This is a genomic window from Pseudomonas sp. BN411 (genome assembly GCF_029871235.1).
GTDB lineage: Bacteria > Pseudomonadota > Gammaproteobacteria > Pseudomonadales > Pseudomonadaceae > Metapseudomonas.
In genome coordinates, this window is record NZ_SSOM01000070.1 from 167,100 (window position 1) to 184,635 (window position 17,536).

Annotated in this window: 14 protein-coding genes; all 14 read right to left on the reverse strand. The window is 62.6% G+C overall.

Annotation, left to right across the window (positions count from 1 at the left end; translation table 11 throughout):
* Nucleotides 1–84 precede the first annotated feature (84 nt).
* Nucleotides 85–1,500, reverse strand: a complete 1,416-nt coding sequence (gene fleR, locus E8F06_RS17120; protein ID WP_280369419.1) for a sigma-54-dependent response regulator transcription factor FleR — start codon at nucleotides 1,498–1,500, stop codon at nucleotides 85–87.
* A 6-nt stretch (nucleotides 1,501–1,506) separates the two neighbouring features.
* A complete protein-coding gene (locus E8F06_RS17125; RefSeq protein ID WP_280369421.1) occupies nucleotides 1,507–2,712 on the reverse strand; it encodes an ATP-binding protein in 1,206 nt (401 codons plus the stop codon).
* 110 nt (nucleotides 2,713–2,822) lie between these two features.
* The gene (locus tag E8F06_RS17130; RefSeq protein WP_280369423.1) at nucleotides 2,823–4,295 is read right to left on the reverse strand and encodes a sigma-54 dependent transcriptional regulator; all 1,473 of its coding nucleotides are present in this window, start codon (nucleotides 4,293–4,295) and stop codon (nucleotides 2,823–2,825) included.
* Nucleotides 4,296–4,513: 218 nt separating this feature from the next.
* Nucleotides 4,514–4,810, reverse strand: coding sequence for a flagellar protein FliT (locus E8F06_RS17135; protein ID WP_280369425.1), 297 nt, complete (start codon nucleotides 4,808–4,810; stop codon nucleotides 4,514–4,516).
* Between the two features lie 28 nt (nucleotides 4,811–4,838).
* Nucleotides 4,839–5,219 carry a flagellar export chaperone FliS gene (fliS, locus tag E8F06_RS17140; RefSeq protein ID WP_151132617.1) on the reverse strand — a complete coding sequence of 127 codons (381 nt, stop codon included), beginning with the start codon at nucleotides 5,217–5,219 and terminating at the stop codon, nucleotides 4,839–4,841.
* Between the two features lie 84 nt (nucleotides 5,220–5,303).
* Nucleotides 5,304–5,702 carry a flagellar export chaperone FliS gene (gene fliS, locus E8F06_RS17145; RefSeq protein ID WP_280369427.1) on the reverse strand — a complete coding sequence of 133 codons (399 nt, stop codon included), beginning with the start codon at nucleotides 5,700–5,702 and terminating at the stop codon, nucleotides 5,304–5,306.
* A gap of 3 nt (nucleotides 5,703–5,705) precedes the next feature.
* The gene (gene fliD / locus E8F06_RS17150; protein WP_280369429.1) at nucleotides 5,706–7,148 is read right to left on the reverse strand and encodes a flagellar filament capping protein FliD; all 1,443 of its coding nucleotides are present in this window, start codon (nucleotides 7,146–7,148) and stop codon (nucleotides 5,706–5,708) included.
* Nucleotides 7,149–7,242: 94 nt separating this feature from the next.
* On the reverse strand, nucleotides 7,243–7,608 hold the full coding sequence (locus tag E8F06_RS17155) for a flagellar protein FlaG (RefSeq protein ID WP_280369431.1): 366 nt from the start codon (nucleotides 7,606–7,608) through the stop codon (nucleotides 7,243–7,245).
* Between the two features lie 81 nt (nucleotides 7,609–7,689).
* The gene (locus E8F06_RS17160) at nucleotides 7,690–8,889 is read right to left on the reverse strand and encodes a flagellin (RefSeq protein WP_280369432.1); all 1,200 of its coding nucleotides are present in this window, start codon (nucleotides 8,887–8,889) and stop codon (nucleotides 7,690–7,692) included.
* A 304-nt stretch (nucleotides 8,890–9,193) separates the two neighbouring features.
* On the reverse strand, nucleotides 9,194–13,534 hold the full coding sequence (locus tag E8F06_RS17165; RefSeq protein WP_280369434.1) for a glycosyltransferase: 4,341 nt from the start codon (nucleotides 13,532–13,534) through the stop codon (nucleotides 9,194–9,196).
* Nucleotides 13,535–13,548: 14 nt separating this feature from the next.
* Entirely contained in the window at nucleotides 13,549–14,622 is a 1,074-nt protein-coding gene (locus E8F06_RS17170; RefSeq protein WP_280369436.1) for a CDP-glycerol glycerophosphotransferase family protein, read from the reverse strand.
* Entirely contained in the window at nucleotides 14,619–15,563 is a 945-nt protein-coding gene (locus E8F06_RS17175) for a WxcM-like domain-containing protein (RefSeq protein ID WP_280369438.1), read from the reverse strand. The genes E8F06_RS17170 and E8F06_RS17175 overlap by 4 nt, the downstream gene beginning before the upstream one ends.
* A complete protein-coding gene (locus tag E8F06_RS17180) occupies nucleotides 15,564–16,658 on the reverse strand; it encodes a DegT/DnrJ/EryC1/StrS family aminotransferase (protein ID WP_280369439.1) in 1,095 nt (364 codons plus the stop codon).
* Between the two features lie 84 nt (nucleotides 16,659–16,742).
* Nucleotides 16,743–17,510, reverse strand: a complete 768-nt coding sequence (locus tag E8F06_RS17185) for a class I SAM-dependent methyltransferase (protein ID WP_280369441.1) — start codon at nucleotides 17,508–17,510, stop codon at nucleotides 16,743–16,745.
* Nucleotides 17,511–17,536: the final 26 nt, after the last annotated feature.

Consider the following 17,536-nt stretch of genomic DNA (forward strand, 5'->3'; position numbering starts at 1 on the left):
AGCGAGCTCTGCTCGCGAAAAAACCGAGCTCGGGCTGTTCGCGAGCAGAGCTCGCTCCTACGGGAAGAGGGCCGGCGTCCAGCTTCAACTGGCGTAGAGATACGCCTCCACGTCCATGCCGGCGTCGCGCATCTGGGCCAGCTTGTAGCGCAGGGTGCGCGGGCTGATGCCCAGGCGCTCGGCGGCTTCCTTGCGGCGGCCACGCTCCGAACGCAGGGTGTCGATGATCATCTGGAACTCGTGGCGGCGCAGATCATCGCCCAGGGCACCGGGTGCTTCAGCCGGCGCAGCGGCCGTCGGCAGCGGCACCACCGGAGCGGACACAGGCATGGCAGCGAATACCGGCGCGACGGGCGCGATGGCCATGCCGATCGGCACGGTCAGGCACAGGTCGTGGGGCTGGATCACCCCGCCCTGCTGCAGGATCAGCGCGCGCTGCACAGCGTTGTCCAGTTCGCGCACGTTGCCTGGCCAGGCGTGGGCCAGCAGCGCCGCCAGTGCTTCAGCGGAGAAACGCACGGCGGCGTGATTCATTTTTTTGACGTGCTTGGCGAGCAGGCGCTCGGCCAGGGGCTGGATGTCCGCCGGACGATCCCGCAGCGGGCGCCAGGCCAGGGGGAAAACCGAGAGACGGTAATAGAGGTCTTCACGGAAACGCCCCGCTGCCACTTCACCGGCCAGGTCGCGGTTGGTGGTAGCGAGCACACGTATGTCCAGGCTGATGGGACGACGCGCGCCCACTCGCTCCACTTCACGCTCCTGCAACACGCGCAGCAGCTTGGCCTGCAGGCCCAGGGGCATTTCGGAGATTTCGTCGAGCAGGATGGTGCCACCGTCAGCCAGCTCGAACTTGCCCGGCGCGCTGGCGATGGCACCGGTGAAAGCACCCTTCTCGTGGCCGAACAAGGTGGCCTCCAGCATGTTGTCCGGAATGGCCGCGCAGTTGATGGCGATGAAGGGGCCATTGGCGCGAGTCGATTGCTGGTGGATGTACTGGGCCAGCACTTCCTTGCCGGTGCCGGACTCGCCGGAGATCAGCACGGTGGAATCGCTGCGCGCAACCCGCGCGGCCAACTCCAGCAGTTGCCGGCTGGCCGGCTCCAGTGCCACGGGACCATCACCGACGGGCTGGCTCACGCGGCCCAGCGCATGGCGCGCCACCAGATCCAAAAGGGTATTGGGCTCGAAGGGTTTGACCAGGTAATCGGCGGCACCCTGCCGAATGGCATCCACCGCACGCTCGACAGCGCCGAACGCCGTCATCAGCAGCACCGGGAGCTGCGGGTAGCGCTGGCGGACGATGGCCAGCAACTGGTGGCCGTCCATGCCCGGCATGTTGACGTCGCTCACCATCAGGCCGAAGGACTCCTCCCCCAGCGCGACCAGGGCAGCTTCCGCACAATCCACGGCACGGTAGTCATAGCCGCCGATCATCAGGGTGTCCGCCAGGGCTTCACGCAGGGCGCGGTCATCTTCGACCAGCAGAATTTTGGCAGTCATCGTCCTTTACTCCTGTGTAACCGACTGTGCCGCGGGAATCAGCGGCAGGACCAGGGTGGCGCACGTGCCGCGGCCGGGACGCGAGCGCAGCTGCAGCTCGCCCCGGTGGGCGCGCGCCACCGCCTTGACCACGGCCAGCCCCAGGCCGGTACCGGTGGTCTTGGTGGTGAAGAAGGGTTCGCCCAGGCGCGCCAGAGTGGCGGCGTCTATGCCCGGGCCGTTGTCACTGATGGTCAGGCGCAGGTCGCCCCCTCGCCTGTAGAGATGGACCTTGAGGAGCAGGTCGCGGCCGGCGGCCTGGTTGGCGTTCTCGATCAGGTTGAGCATCGCCCCTACGAGCGTGTCGCGATTGCACAGCAGCTCGCCCCCGCTCAGGTCGCACTGCCAGCGCACCTGCTTGCCTTCGAGGTGGGAGTCAGCCGAGGCGCGCAGTGCGGAGAACAGCGCGGACGGCGCCAGGCGATCCGGCAACGGCAGCTCGCCACGGGCGAACACCAGCATGTCACGCACCTGGTGCTCCAGCTCGTGCAGGCGCTCCTTGAGGCGGCTGGCAAAGCGTTGCTGCTGCTCGGTGGGCAACACCTGCTCGGCCAGGTGGCTGGCATAGAGCAAGGCGGCGGACAGCGGTGTGCGGATCTGGTGGGCGAGGGAAGCGACCATGCGCCCAAGGGAAGAAAGGCGTTCGTGACGGGCCAGTTGATCCTGCAGGCGACGGGTTTCCGTCAGGTCATTGAGCAGTATCAGTTGGCCGGGTTCGCCATTGAGGGAGCGAGTGGCGATGGAAACGCGACGGCCATCCTTGAGGGAAATTTCATGGCCATCGTCTTCACGCGGGGCGAAATTGCGGGCGATCACTTCGCGCCAGAGCATGCCCACCAGGGGCTGGCCAAGCACACTACGCGCCACGGGGTTGGCTTCGCGTACCACGCCCTGCCCGTCGATCACGATGACACCGCCGGGCAGCAGGTCCAGCAGGCTCTGCAGGCGGTTGGCGAGGCGCTCCTTCTCCGCCAGCTCCTGCATGCGCTGGGCACTGACCAGGGCCAGTTGGCCCTTCAACTCGGTAACCCGCGCCTCCAGCATGCTGTAGGACTCGCTGAGCTGGGTCGACATCTGGTTGAACAGCGCGAAGGCTTGTTCAAGACCAGCGCGGCTGGCCTGCTCGGCTTGGGCGGATTCCGGATTCTGTGCGGGGATTACGGCGTGGCTCATGCTCTTCTCTCGCTCCATCGACCGTCAGCAGACGGTCGGTCGAGGGAGATAAAGCAATACCCGTGCCTAAAATTTATTCCTTTAAAAACAACGACTTGGAAAAAGCGGAATTATTCTTCCGCCAATTCCTCGTCGCGACGGCTCATGCCGTACTTGCGCATCTTCTCCACTAGCGTGGTGCGGCGGATGCGCAGGCGCTCGGCGGCACGGGCCACGACGCCGGAAGCATCGTCCAGCGCCTGCTGGATCAACCCCTGTTCCAGGTTGCCGAGGTAGTCCTTGAGGTCCAGACCTTCCGGCGGCAGCAGCGCAGGCGAGGAGACGCCCGGCAGGCCGGCACCGATGGCCGAACGCTCTTCGATTTCCTCGCGCAGGCTGGCCTTGAGCTGCTCGTCCTCGTCATCCACATGGCGGAATTTCTTCGGCAGTTCGCTGACGCCGATGACACCGTAAGGATGCATGATCGCCATGCGCTCGACGAGGTTGGCCAGTTCACGGACGTTGCCCGGCCAGTCGTGGTTGCACAGGGACATGATGGCGGCGGAGTTGAAGCGGATGGAACCGCGCTTCTCGTGCTCCATGCGCGAGATGAGTTCGTTGATCAGCAGCGGGATGTCTTCCACGCGCTCGCGCAGCGGCGCCATCTCGATGGGGAACACGTTGAGGCGGTAGTAGAGGTCTTCGCGGAAGCTGCCCGCCTCGATCATCTGCTCGAGATTCTTGTGGGTGGCGGCGATGATGCGCACGTCGACGTTCTGCGTCTTGTTGCTGCCCACGCGCTCGAAGGTGCGCTCCTGCAGCACGCGCAGCAGCTTGACCTGCATCGGCAACGGCATGTCGCCGATCTCGTCGAGGAACAGGGTGCCGCCGTTGGCCAGTTCGAAGCGCCCTGCCCGGCTGGTGATGGCACCGGTGAAGGCGCCCTTCTCGTGGCCAAAGAGTTCGCTTTCCAGCAGCTCTGCCGGAATGGCGCCACAGTTGACCGGCACGAAGGGCGCCTCGCGACGCTTGGAATGGTAGTGAAGGTTGCGCGCGACCACTTCCTTGCCGGTGCCGGACTCGCCGAGGATCAGCACGCTGGCGTCGGTGTCGGCCACCTGCTGCATCATCTGGCGCACCTGCTGGATGGCGCGACTGGTACCGACAAGGCTGCGGAACAGGTTGGGTTCGCGCTGGCGGCCACGCTCGCGGGCGTGGTCGTACATTTCGCGGTAGACTTGGGCGCGATGCAGGGAATCGAGCAACTTGTTGTAGCTCGGCGGCATCTCTAGGCTGGCCAGCAGGCGACGGCGCAGGTCTTCAGGCCAATCAGCCTGGATCTGGTCCCCGATCAGCAGGACCGGCAGGAACTCATCCCAGGCCAGCAACTGCTTGATCAGCTCGAGCACGCCGCCCTTGGCGCTCACTTCGCCCAGCATGACGCACAGGACGTCGCGGCTGGAATCCAGGGAGCCCGTCAGGTCGCGCCAGTCATTGCTGGCACAGTTCAGGTGCTCTTCCCCAAGGAAATTCAGGATCACCGCGAAGTCGCGGCGGCGATCGCTATTGTCGTCGATCAGCAGAATCTTGGTTTCACGCCACATTGTCTGGTTCTTGCTTTTAGGGCTGAACGCCGCGTTCCACGGCGTATGGGCAGACGGTGCATCCCGAGCGAGGGACCGACCGGCAATTGGCCACTAGTAAAGTGAAAAACCCTTGCCGAGTCAATTTTATGGCGTGCTTTTTTTGATTGAGCCGACGGAATGGCTAAGCGATTGTCGGCGCAGTATCGAAGTAGTGGCAGTTGAGAATCGTGCGGCCATCAGCCGAACAGCTTGTAGACCTTGGCCCCCTGCTGGGCCTGGTTAAGCTGGATCAATTCGCCGGCAATACGCTGCTGCTCCGCCTGGCAAATAGTCACCAGCTCGCGATAGAGCGACAGCAGTTCCTGCAAGCGGCCGCCGAGTGCCTCGACATCATCCACGGCCTCAACCATGGCGTCATCCACCACCTGACGGCAAAGCTGGTCGAGCTCGCCGATGGCCGCCCAGTCCTGGCGAGCCAGCGCGTCGCGCAGGGCGCTGCCGGTTGCTTCAAGACGCTGGACTGATGCATTCATTGGAAATCTCCTGCCAACCCGGACGGCATCACTGGGCGATGCCATCCCATCCGGTTTTCACGTTGCGCAGCAATCCTGCCACTTCGTCCACCAGCGCAGCGTCGCTTTTCAGGTTCGCTTCCAGCAGGCGGGACACCATGTACTCGTAGAGTGCATCGAGGTTGGAGGCGATCTCGCCACCCTGCTCGAAGTTCAGGCCGTCACGCAGGCCGCCAATGATAGCGATTGCCTTGCCGATCAGCTCGCCTTTTTGTGCCAGCTGGCCACGCTCGATGGCGCCACGGGCCTGGGCCAGGCGGGTCAGGCCACCTTCCATGAGCATCTGGATCAGTCGATGCGGGCTGGCGTCCACCGCCTGGGCCTGGGTGTTAACGGACTGATACTGCTTGAGGGCCGCCATCGCGTTCATGTTCGCTCTCGCTCGTGTGTCGGGCTGTGATACCCAAGGTATCGGCAGCGACAGCGAGAGCTTTAGGCCGCACCTTTGCGGAAATCAGGAAATTTCCGCGGCGGCCGGAGCGTCCACTTCGGGACCGATGCTGTCCCACGCCTGCTTGATATCCAGCAGCAGGGCCTCGACCTCATCGATGGGACGCGGCGAGTTGTCCAGGGCAACCCGGGACAGCCGGCGGGTCATGTAGTCGTAGAGGGCATCGAGGTTCTCGGCGATCTCACCACCGAGCTGCTTGTCCAGGCTCGCCTGGAGCACGCCGATGATGCTGAGGGTCGAACCCACAGCCAGGCCGCGCACTTCCGGGTTGCCGGTTTCCAGGCCATGACGGGCGAGCGACAGGCGCTCCAGGGCACCATCGAGCAGCAATTGCACCGCGCGGTAGGGGCTGACTTCCTGGCTGGTCTTGACCTGCTTGTAGGTATCGATTGGATTGGCCATTGCTTAGCTCTTCTTGACTACACCGGGAAGATTGGAAAGGGCCTGGCTCATCCGGTCGCTGGTCTGCTTCAGATTGGCGACCAGGGAGTCCATGGCGTTGTATTGGGCATACAGGCGCGTCTGAACCTTCTCCATGCGCAGCGCAAGCTGCGTACGCTGGTCTTTGACCGAATTCAGGGTTTCCTGAAGGCCAGACTGGCGCTCAGAGAGAATGCCACCCGACTCGGTATAGGGATCGAGCTTGGCATTCAGGCGGGACGTGAGGCCTTTGTCGCCAGTGAAGAAACCTGCGACAGCCTCGTACTGGGTGCTGAGCGCCTTGTCGAGTTTGCTGTCCTCGATCTTCAGCGTTCCGTCTTTCTGGGTGGTGATACCCAGGTCGGAGAGTATGGAGATACCGCCTGCATTGCCGGACGGCTTGACCAGTTCGTTACGCACGGTGGACAGCAGAGAACGCACCGAGGAGTCCCCCAACAGGGCACCGCTCACCGGAGCATTGCCCTCCCCCGCCGGGGTCACGGAGGTCAGGCTCTTGGTCACGCCGATCATCTTGTTGTAGGCGTCGACGAACTTCTTGATGTTGGATTTTACGGTCGCGGTGTCCTGCTCCACCGTCACTGTGAACTTCTTGCCGGGTTCCGCGCCCACCAGGTTGAGGGTGACGTCGGAAATCGCATTGGAGACCGTGTTGCTGGAGCTGCGCAAGGTCAGTCCATCGACGGTAAACTCCGCATCCTCAGCCAGGTTGATATAGCCACTGCTGCCGGCATCAGCGGTGTCCATGGCCGCCAGGTTGCCGGTGGGGCTGGAGGTCGGATCGTTGTCGGCGAAGTTGCCTATGCGGAACGCTTCAAGGCCGGCCGAAGCCTGGACGTAGATATCCTTGCCTGCCCCCGTGGTGTTGGAGCTGAGCACCAGGCGGGAACTGCCATCGGCTGGGTTGCTCACGATGTTGGCACTAACGCCCTTGTCCTTGAGTGCCTGGTTCAGGCTGTCGCGTATCTCGGAGAGCGTGGCGCCAGCAGCCACTTGCACGTCTACGCCACGGTCATCGGGACCCAGCTTGACGGTCAGCGTTCCGGCTGCGGCTGCAGTGGCGTCCTTGGCGAAGCTGGCGGTGCCCACCTTGCTTGCACTGGCTAGCTTCTCCACCGTGACCTGGTATTTACCGGCACTTGCGGTGTTGGTAGCGGTGACAGTGGCCAGGTCGGAATTGCTGGATTTCGCCGTTCGCTTGGAGAACAGATCGGCGGAGTTCAGGTCCTTCAGTGCCGTCTGGAACTCGCTGATGGCGCCCATGAGCTGGCCGACGGCGGAGAACCTCGACGTAGCGCTTTTCTCCAAGCGGTTCAGTTGAGATTCCTTGGGGGCTTTCTCGGCATCGACCAGGGCCTTGACGATCCCGTCGATGTTCATGTTCGTGCCGAGTCCGGTGATACCAGCCATTTTCCATTACCTCGCCATTCTTCTGACGCCTTCGTCAATGGAACTGAAAGCAGTCAAGAAACGTGCCACCTCGCACTCCAGTGCCAGGTCCCCGTCAAGCTTCTGCCTTGAACAGCAGACTACGCATTTCAGACAGGCTCTCCGCCAGCTTCAGCGCGTCTTCCGAGGGAATCTGGCGAATAACCTCACCTGACTCCGAATCGGTCACTTGGACCACAACTCGGCCACTGCTGTCGTCCACATCGAAATTAAGGTTGCGACGAATGCTCTGGACGAACTCCTGAATGCTCGAAGCCGCCGCCTGCACCGGCTCGCGCTCTTCGGCTTCATCGGATTTCTGCTGCGCCTGTGCAACGTCCTTCTCAAGGTCTTCCTTGGCCACCGGACCGCGGACCTGGCCGTTGCCGACGGGCGTCGTGCTCATGCCCTTGCTCGTCAGGTTGACTATTCCGATATCCATGGTGCTCACCTCACAAATGGCAAGAAGGGGAGAAGCGCCAAGCACTTCCCCCCGCGTTCACCGCCTTACCTCGTCCGGGCCTTAGCCCAGGAGGCTGAGGACCGCCTGCGGCAACTGGTTGGCCTGGGCCAGGATCGAGGTACCTGCCTGTTGCAGGATCTGGTTCTTGGTCAGGTTAGCCGTTTCCGCGGCGAAGTCGGTGTCCTGGATACGACCGCGAGCGGCCGACACGTTCTCACCGATGTTCTGCAGGTTCGAGATGGTGTTCTCGAAGCGGTTCTGCACGGCACCCAAATCCGCACGCTGGGAGTCAATGGACTGGATAGCCTGGTCAATGGCGATGATTGCCTTCTGAGAACCTTCAACAGTGGAAATATCAACGCTTTGGATATCAGTGGTCACGGTGCCGCTCGCGGTCGGAACGATTGTGCCGGCACTGCCAGCGCCCAGGAACACGCTAGTGCTGGTAACACTGCCACTGGCGCTAGCGAAGCTATTGGTGGATACCAGGTTCAAAGAGCCAGAAGCAGTAGTTTCGAAGGCGCTAACACCAATGTTGGCATCATTGATCAGCGTTGCGAGCTTCTCGGTGGCAGCGGTATCGGAGTCACCCACTTCGATTTTCGCGGTGTATGTACGAGGGCCGGACCAGCCGTCGCCATTCACGGTAATGGCCACGGTGCCAGAAGTGCTCGCAACACCGTTGGTAAAGGTGGCGGCAGTACCGCTAGCAGCGTTGGCCAGCGTAATAACGCCGCTGGTATAGGTTGCATCGAGCGCTTTCGTGCTCATTTCGTCGATCTTGACGCTGATTGTTTCGTTAGCAGCGCTACCCACCTGGAAGGTTGTGGTACCGAAACTGCCGTCCAGCAGCTTCTTACCACCGAAGGTAGTGGTGTTGGCGATACGGTCCAACTCCTTCTTCAACTCAGTCACTTCGTCGTTCAGCGCCTTGCGTTCGTCGGCGCTGTTGGAACCGTTGGCCGACTGCAGAGACAGGTCACGCATACGCTGCAGGATGCTGGTGGACTGCTGCAGAGCGCCTTCAGCGGTCTGCGCCATGGAGATACCGTCGTTGGAGTTCTTCACCGCAACGCCGAGGCCGTTGATCTGGCTGCTCAGGCGGTTGGCGATCTGCAGGCCGGCGGCGTCGTCCTTGGCGCTGTTGATGCGGGAACCGGTGGACAGACGTTGCAGGGAAGTGTCCAGCGCACGGGAGGAGGTGTTCAGGTTGCGCTGGGTATTGAGAGAAGCAATGTTCGTGTTGACGGTCAAAGCCATGGTGGTGTCCTCCGAGGACTGCGTGTTTGCCTGAGCTTGCGACCTTGGGCGGGCATCGCCCAGGCACCCATAAAGTTCGCATTCGTACTTCGTATCGGCGGTGTCGGAGGAAGCTTTAGGGGCATTCAAAAAAATTTCTTACCCGGGGCTTGCCACGCCAACGTCCGCCATCCAGTCAGCTTTTCGACCGGCATCCCGAAAACTTGAGGGCAGGATGCTGACCGATCCGGCAGGGTGCCCTGCCCCCGGTCCCGAAACGACAAGGCCCCGCATGTGCGGGGCCTTGTTGGCTTCGACTTCAGCGTCAGTGCGAACCGGGCGTCCAGCCCTTGAGCCAGAGCTCGAGGTTACGGCCTTCCAGCATCCAGTCCCGACGAACCACGGCCTGGAGCTCGTCACCCATGCGGGCGGTGGCATCCAGGTCGGCCAGGTGCATGCGGATCGCCTCCACCCAATCCTTGAAGCGGTTCTTCACACGGGTCACCGGCAGGTCGCCCTGATAGCAACGGATATCGCTGCAGATCACCGGGAAGCCGCAGGCGCCGTACTCCAGCAAACGCAGGTTGCTCTTGCACTCGTTGAACAGGTTCTCCTCCACCGGCGCCAGGGCCAGATCCAGGTTCAACCGGGCGAGCGCCGCCGGATACTGCTCGATGGCCACGCCAGGGTGGAACTCGTGGACGTAGGGGCGCATCGACTCCGGGCACATGCCGAAGAAGACCCACTCCACCTCGTTGGCCAATTCCTTGACGACGTCCTCGATCAGCTCCAGGTCGCCGGTATGGCTCGAGCCGCCCGCCCAACCCACTCGCGGCTTGGCAGAAGCACGACGCTGGCCCTGGAGCCCCTGCCACCAGCCAACCGGCAGGCGGTTCTCGACCACCAGGATGTCGTCATGCATGCCGGCGAAGGCCTCGGCGAGCGGTTGCGTGGACACCACGAACCGGTCGACGAACCCGAGGCCGCGCCGCAGGGACTTGAGAATGTCCTTGGGCATGTGCTGGCGGTGCGCGCTCTTCATCGGCAGGTTCAGCAGGTAATCGTCCAGCTCGTACACCTTGAAGGCTCCGGAGAAAGCCTTCATCCGGCGCATGGCTTCCAGGCGCTCATCACCAATCTGCCTCTGCAGGACGATGGTGTCCGGCGCGTAGCGCTCCAGATCGGTCACGTGCATCAGCCCCATCGACAGCGCACCATCGACCATCCCGGCCTGCTGCAGGGCGGCGAAGGGCTGCATGACACGGTAATGACCACAGCCGAACTGGTCCGCCGGGTGGGCCAGCACGGTGGGCAGAGGCTTCCAGGAGGAAAGCGGGCGCCAGGACAACGCGGTGTCGGCCAGTTTGAAGCCGCCAGGCTGCGCCAGGGAGAAGTTCGGGTTGTAAGCTGGGTCTCGTGCCAGCACGGGCAGCCATTTCTCGTAAAGCGCGTCGTTCTCCTCCGCCGAAGCAACACTGGGGGCCTCCCCGTCGAGCATCAGCTTCGCATGGGCAGCCCAGACGGTGAGGTAGCCCGCCTGCCTGGCCCGCAGGCAAAGGTCAGCGTCGAGATAGCGCTCCGGCACATCCTCGGCCAGCCCACCCAGCGCCTCGTGGAGGTCGCGGGGAATCATCAGGCAGTCGAGACTCACCGCGCTGTAGTCCTGGTCGACCTGCAGCCGCTGCATATAGCCCGGGGCATCCACAGCCTGACCTACGAACGGCCGACCCACCGGCCCCTCCAGGCCGAGTATCAGGCCGGCATGCTGGACCTTGCCATCCCGGCCCAGCAGCTTGCCGCCCACTACGCCCACTTCGGGACGCTGGGCATGGTTGAGCAACTCGTCCAGCCACTCGCGGTCAATCACGGCAGTGTCCGGCGAGAGCAGGAGTAGGTAATCGCCCCGGGCGCGGGACGCTGCAGCATTGAGCGCTGCGGATACGGAGGCCTTCGCAGCGCCGGGTCGGATCGTCCTCACCCGCTCCTCGCCCAGCCCCTCGAGGGCATGCAGCCACTCGCGGACCTCAGGCGTGGTGTCATCACGCTCGATCAGCAAAAGCTCGTAGCGAGGGTAGCCAGTAGTTTCCAGCAGGCTTTCGACGCAGCGTTGCAGACGGGGCAGTTGATCGCCCGCCAGGATCAGCAACGAAACAAGGGGTTGCTGCGGATGTCCGTAACGCACACGGTAGTGTCCCGGCATGTCCGACCGGACCTCCGGCTGCTCATAGCCTCGCGCCAGCAGGTGCTCGACGATCGCCCGCTTCTCGTCTTCTACATCGACGACCCGGGGTGGGTCAGTGATCAGCAGGGGCTCGGCAACCTGCCCCAACCCCGCCAGCCCCCCCTGGGTGATCAGACGCAGGACCAGTTCGAACTCCGGCGCCTGCGAATACCGCGCGTCGAAGCCGCCGGCCTGTAGCAGTACATCGCGACGGAACAGCCAATTGCGTCCCATACCGGCTGGGAAGCTCAGCAGGTAATCGAGGTTGAACGCGGGCAGGAAGGCTGCGCCGAGGCTACCGTCCGGCTGGCGATACAGGCTGTCGCAATAGATCGCCCGGCATTCCGGTGCCGTAAGCAGTTCAAGGCTGGCGATCAGCAGACCGTTGGCCGTCAGCTCGTCACCGGCAGTGATCAGCGCAAGCCAGTCGAAGGACGACTCGGCGACCAGACTGTTGACGGTGCCGATCCAGTCTTCGGCCGTCACCTTGACGATCTGACCCTTGAAGTCAGGCGCCACGTCCAGGTCAACCGTCAGCAGTACGGGCTGGATCCTCTCGTACGAATTGTGCGGACCTTCCAGTGTCGCGAGGGATGCCGCGACGCTGGCAGAATCGCCTGACAGGTCGAGCACCAGCATGCCGTACACCGGAGCACCGCCCTGATCTTGCAAGCGTTCCTCGACCAGCAGCTTCTGCGTGGTCGACAGCGAACGCCGCTGCAGCCATTCGGCCAGGTTCGCCGTACGCGTCGTGCTCGCACCGGCAATGCCGAAGCGTTGCAGCATCTCGTGACGCCCACGACGAACAGCGTCGCTGCCGAGGTCTGAGTGTCGGCGGTACAGCTCCTGGTAAAGCCCGCCGAAATTCTTCTGCTCACGGCCGAGCATGTGGTCGCTGCCGGTGTTGGGTGCATCCCGCAGGTGAACTTCAGCAGTGACCTGCGGGAGCCGGACGAAGGGATAGCGCGCGGCCAGACGCAGCAGCATGTCCCAGTCCTCGAACGCCGTCAGGCCGGTATCGAACTCACCGACATCAGCGAGGAGAGCACGCGGGTGCGCCCAGGTATTGACCGGAATGTAGTTCTGGATGAACAGCCGCTCTCGATCGAACACCTCATGGGCAAACGGATCGCTTCGGGAAAGCTCGACGCGCTTGCCTTCCTCCAAGCGCTCGTTGACGTACTCCACTCCGGTATACGCCACACACTGCGGCTGGAGTTCAAAGGTCTGCGCCAGCAGCGCCAGGTGGTCCGGCAGATAGAGGTCATCGTCGTCGAGGTAGGTGACGAAACGCCCCTCCGCCACGCTAAGCGCTGTATTCCGAGCGGCGGAAAGTCCCTCGTTGCGCCCCTTGTAGATATAGGTGATGGGAAAGTCGAACTCGCCGAGGACCGACTCGACGGGGTCGCCGTGGTCGTTCACGAGGATGACTTCGAAATCGCGGAAGCGCTGTTCAGCCAGGCTGCGCAGGGCGAAAACCAGCAACTGCGGACGGTTGTAAGTGGTCAGAACAACCGAGAAGAACGGGACATCGGGGCGCATCCTGAGCGTGGCACCGGGATGCAGTGCGGCGCGAATGGCGTTCGCGCGCTCGCGGTACTTCTCAGTGATAGCCTGGGGAAAGGCATCGAGCCGCGACTGGTAGAGTCGCCAGATGCCATCCGGCTCTGCTGCAGCCCTGGTACGAACGGCTTCATCGGCCAGATTGAGTTCCAGAATTCGCGTATGTTCGGCGAGCGGTTTCTCCGAAGCGTAGAAGCTCTGGGAAACCTGGCCGCCGTGGATGCGATAGCCCACAGTGGCCTGGCGCAGGAAAGCGAAATCCGGGAAGGAGCGGGCAATGCGCGTCCACAGCTCCCAGTCGCCGGCGACCATGTCCATGTAGTGAACATGACCGTCCGGGAGGCGGATCCGGTCAAAGATGCTGCGCCGCAGCATGATGGCCGAGGGCGTGATGTAGTTGTCGTGGCGGAGTAGGTCGAGCACTTCGTCCCGGCCGCCGAAGTAGGAATGCGGCGCATGGCCGGGATGGTCGGCGTAACGCAGCAGCTTGCCGTTCTCGTCGATCCAGTTGCACTGGGTATAGGCCAGGGGGACCTCGGGGTGCAGCTCCAGTGCCGAGAAAAGCGACTCCAGGTGGCCCGGGTAAATCAGGTCGTCCGAACCCAGGACCACAACGTAGCGCCCGCTACCGATTTCCAGGCAGCGGTTGTAGTTGCCCATCATGCCGAGGTTCTGCGGGTTCACCTCGAAGCGGAAGCGCGGATCCCCACTGTAACGCTCGAGGATCTTGACGCTGTCGTCGCTCGAACAGTCATCCAGGACGATCAGTTCGAACGACACTCCGGTCTGCGCCAGGACCGATTCGACGGTCTCGCCAATGTAGGCGGCGTTGTTGTAGGACATCACCGCAACGGTGATATCCGGCTGGGAATGATTGGACATGGTGTTTCCCACAGTCAGGCCCTCCGCCTGTCAGTCGCGGGTCGCCCGGCGACCAGGGTCTCGGCCATTTCGACAAAACTCGCTTCGCTTTCCCCGATATTGAAAATCAGCCAATCGCGGAATTGGGCGATCTGGCCATGGAGGAAACGGAAGTGCCGCTGCGCGAGGCGCAACCGGGGCACCAACTCGTCGATGCCGCGCACTACGAGGCCGATGTTGTCGCGACGCTCGAACTGGATTCCGCGCTTGCCGCGCTCCTGCTCGGCATCCGGTGCGAAGAACAGTGCCGGGCGGCCGAAGGTGAAGGCGTAGGTGAATCCGGTGCCAGAGATATCGGTCAGCATCAAGTTCGTCTGGGCGTATTGGTCAAAGTAGTTGCCCGAACGATCCACGGTGAAGCCGGGTGTGCAGCCGAAGCGTTCAACTATGCCTTCCACCACCGGCTTATCCTGATCCCGCCAGGATTCCACGTGGGGGCGGAACACCACGCGAATACCGTCGGCTAGCATGGCCTCGACAATCTGCTCACCATGATTGCGCAGCACCGAGTAGCCCTGATTGATGTAGTAGGCGTGCGTGGGAGCGAATACCACGGTCAGCGCATCCTCGGCTGGTGCCAGGGACGAATCGGCGAGCTGCCGGCGCTGTCCATCCAGTTTCGGATAACCCATTGGCAGGAGCTGCTTGCCCTGCCAGTTTCGACGACGGCCAAGGGCCTCGAACTCCTCGACCTGATGGCGCCCGGCACAGGCAATAGCGTCGTAATGGTCGAACATCGACTCGTCGTACACCCCTTCCAGGCTGGTGAGGGATACGAGGAAATGCACACGTTTGGCCCTGGCCGGGAAGTGGCTGCTCTGGCCTACATAGGGAGACAGGTAGAGATCCGACTCCAGTTCACCGAGCTCGGCCAAGGACATATTGAAGGTGTACTCGACACCGGCAGCCCTTTCAAGGGGGAAGGACTCGGCCGGAAACGCGTTCAGCCAGCGCACCCGCCAGCCCTTTTCGGCCAGTAGTGCAGGAATACGTCCGAGGTTGAGCACATGGGAAACATGCAGGCAATAACAGATGACATCGCGACTCATGCGCTTGCACTCCGCTCTGTAGTCAGCGAGATGAACTCCTGATAGTCACGGATGTAGTCGTCCGCGTCGTAGTCGTGGGAAGCGAATACCATCAGCACGGCATCCTGGCTGTAGGCGTATTGACTGGCCCATGTCCAGATCGGCAGGTACAGCCCCTTGCGGTTGCTGTCGAGGAGGAACTCCTCCCGGTTGACGCCATCGTCAGCCACCACCCGCACGCTGCCATGGACACAGATGAGGAACTGCTCGCAGACCTTGTGTGCATGCTCGCCGCGGACGTCCCGGCTGGGCACATCGAAGACCATGAAGTAGCGCTTGGGCACGAAGGGAATCTCGGCCGGGAAGTTGCCCACGGTCAGGGCGCCGCGCATATCCTGGAACACCGGGAATTCGTTCAGCACCACGCCCTTAACCGAAGAGGGCACGCCGGATTCCGCACGCTGGGCGGATGGCGCCGCGCTTGCCCGCGTATCGCTGTTGGTGACATAGCCCACGATCCGCGCCGGATTGCCGACGACGATGGCGTGTGGAGGTACCGAACGGGTGACCACCGCCCCCGCCCCCACCATGGCCGATTGGCCGATGGTAATGCCCGGCAGAAGAGTGGCGTTGGCGCCAATCGAGGCATTGCGTTCGATGCGCGTCAGCAGGAACTGCTCGGGATATTGCTTGCTGCGGGGGAAGCGGTCATTGGTGAACGCGGCGTTGGGTCCGATGAACACATCATCGGCCACGCGCAGGCCGTCCCACAGCTGCACGCCGCACTTGACCGTGACTCGATCACCGAGGACCACATCGTTCTCGATGAACACGTGGTCACAGATGTTGCATTCCGCCCCGATGCGGGCACCCGGCAGGATATGCGCAAAGGCCCAGATGCGGGTGTTCTCGCCGATGTCCTGGCTTTCGCAGATGCCTTGCGGATGTACGAAGTAATTCATTCAGGCCACCTGTCCCATTGCCAGTTCACACGCCCTGATCACCTGGTCGACCTCTTCGTCGAGCATTTCCGGGAAGCACGGCAGGGTTAACAGTTCGTGGCTGACACGCTCGGTTACCGGTAGCGTCTGCGCGATCGCATAGGCCGGCTGCTGGTGGTCGCCTATGGGGTAATGCACATCAGTGCCTATGCCCTGCTCCTTGAGCACCTGGCGAATCGCCTCACGTCCGGCCGTACGCACGACGAACAGATGGGCGACGCTTTCCTCGCCGGGTTCCTCCGGCAGTTGCCAGCCAAGCCGGGCGAGCCCGGCGCGATATCGCCGGACGATCTCCCGGCGCCGCGCGTTCCAGGCGTCGAGTAGCGGCAATTTCTCGCGCAGCACGGCGGCCTGGATTTCGTCGAGGCGACTATTGGCCCCACCGGTCTCTTCGACACAGTATTTCGCCGTCCAGCCGTACTGGCGCAGCCTGGCCACGCGCTCGAGCAATGACTTGTCCTGGCCGGCCACCATGCCGCCATCTCCCAGAGCCCCGAGGTTCTTGGTGGGGTAGAAGCTGAAGGTCGCCAGATCGCCCCAGGAGCCGGCGCAACGACCATGCAGGCGCGCACCATGGGCCTGGGCGCAATCCTCGATCAGCGCTACACCGTGCCGCCGCGTCAGCTCACGTACCGTCTCGACATCCGCCATGCGACCGTAGAGGTGAGTGAGGATCACAGCGCGCGTGGAGGACGAGATAGTGGCCTCCAGTTGCGCCACATCCATCTGCAGATGCACGGGCTCGATATCCACGTAGAGCGGCTCAGCCCCGACGGCCCGAATAGCAGTACTGGCGTACATGCCGGCATTGGCGACCGTAATGACCTGGTCGCCCGAGCCGATGCCAAGTGCCCGCAATGCCAGGGTCAGGGCATCGGTGCCATTACCGACGCCCACAGCGCCGGCAATGCCCAGATAGGAGGCGAATTCTTTCTCGAACGCCTGGTTCTCCGGACCCAGGATGTAATAGCCGCGCCCCAGCACGCGATCGATAGCCGATCGTAGCTGAGCGTCCAGGGGCCCGTTATGTCGGGCCAAGTCATTAATTGGCATCATACAAAGCAACCTTGGGCCTCCAGAGCTCGCAGCCGTGGCCAGTATTTAATTCATATCCGCGGGATGCGGAGAAACGCACGCCTTTCAGTCAATCTTTCTCGCGGACCAGGCACGTGTCAGGTAAGTCGCCTCGATCACTGGCAGGCCACTGATCCGCATCTCCACAAAAGCCAAGAACTCGTCGAACCTCTCGGCGCCCAATTGGACGCGAAGATCGTTCACTGAGCGCCAGGCCCCCATGTAGCGGTCGGGAGACATTTCCACGACATGGCGTCCCTCGACATAGACCACATCGTCGAAATAGGGACTCGCCCAGAGCTGTTCGCTCAGGGTCTCGGTAATTCCCGAGCGGCCGGAGGATACACGCTTGATGTTGGGCCGAAGCGTCTCAAGGTAAGACTCGATCTCGACCAGTACAGGGCTCACCTCGATCAACCTGGGATTCCATAACGCTGTGAAGCGGCCGCCGCTCCTGAGAATCCGGGAAAACTCCCGGGTGGCTTTATCGAAGTCCGCCCAATGAAAGGACGACGCCATTGAAACCAGGTCGCAGCACTCGTCGGCAAGGCCGGTCTCTTCGGCAGATCCCTTCACCCAGGAAATCGAAGCCGCGCTGTCAGACATGCCGCAACCGCGCATGTCATCGTTGGGCTCGACCGCCGTGGTGCTCCGGACTCCGGCAGCATTGACCATCCTCGTCCAGATGCCAGTGCCCGCGCCGACATCGACGAAGTCAATATTCCCAATTGACTTGTCCAGCAGACCGAGCACCGCCTGCAGTACCGACGAGCAGTAATCAGGGCGATTCTTCGAGTAATCCTGGGCGAGCCCCGTGAAATCGCCAGCCTTCATCTCTTTCGTCCCCACAGTACGTCACC

Excerpts from the sequence above, each read along its gene's own strand:
- fleR (WP_280369419.1), bottom strand. The coding sequence starts at position 1,500 with ATGACTGCCAAAATTCTGCTGGTCGAAGATGACCGCGCCCTGCGTGAA.
- E8F06_RS17125 (WP_280369421.1), bottom strand. The coding sequence starts at position 2,712 with ATGAGCCACGCCGTAATCCCCGCACAGAATCCGGAATCCGCCCAAGCC.
- E8F06_RS17130 (WP_280369423.1), bottom strand. The coding sequence starts at position 4,295 with ATGTGGCGTGAAACCAAGATTCTGCTGATCGACGACAATAGCGATCGC.
- E8F06_RS17135 (WP_280369425.1), bottom strand. The coding sequence starts at position 4,810 with ATGAATGCATCAGTCCAGCGTCTTGAAGCAACCGGCAGCGCCCTGCGC.
- fliS (WP_151132617.1), bottom strand. The coding sequence starts at position 5,219 with ATGAACGCGATGGCGGCCCTCAAGCAGTATCAGTCCGTTAACACCCAG.
- fliS (WP_280369427.1), bottom strand. The coding sequence starts at position 5,702 with ATGGCCAATCCAATCGATACCTACAAGCAGGTCAAGACCAGCCAGGAA.
- fliD (WP_280369429.1), bottom strand. The coding sequence starts at position 7,148 with ATGGCTGGTATCACCGGACTCGGCACGAACATGAACATCGACGGGATC.
- E8F06_RS17155 (WP_280369431.1), bottom strand. The coding sequence starts at position 7,608 with ATGGATATCGGAATAGTCAACCTGACGAGCAAGGGCATGAGCACGACG.
- E8F06_RS17160 (WP_280369432.1), bottom strand. The coding sequence starts at position 8,889 with ATGGCTTTGACCGTCAACACGAACATTGCTTCTCTCAATACCCAGCGC.
- E8F06_RS17165 (WP_280369434.1), bottom strand. The coding sequence starts at position 13,534 with ATGTCCAATCATTCCCAGCCGGATATCACCGTTGCGGTGATGTCCTAC.
- E8F06_RS17170 (WP_280369436.1), bottom strand. The coding sequence starts at position 14,622 with ATGAGTCGCGATGTCATCTGTTATTGCCTGCATGTTTCCCATGTGCTC.
- E8F06_RS17175 (WP_280369438.1), bottom strand. The coding sequence starts at position 15,563 with ATGAATTACTTCGTACATCCGCAAGGCATCTGCGAAAGCCAGGACATC.
- E8F06_RS17180 (WP_280369439.1), bottom strand. The coding sequence starts at position 16,658 with ATGATGCCAATTAATGACTTGGCCCGACATAACGGGCCCCTGGACGCT.
- E8F06_RS17185 (WP_280369441.1), bottom strand. The coding sequence starts at position 17,510 with ATGAAGGCTGGCGATTTCACGGGGCTCGCCCAGGATTACTCGAAGAAT.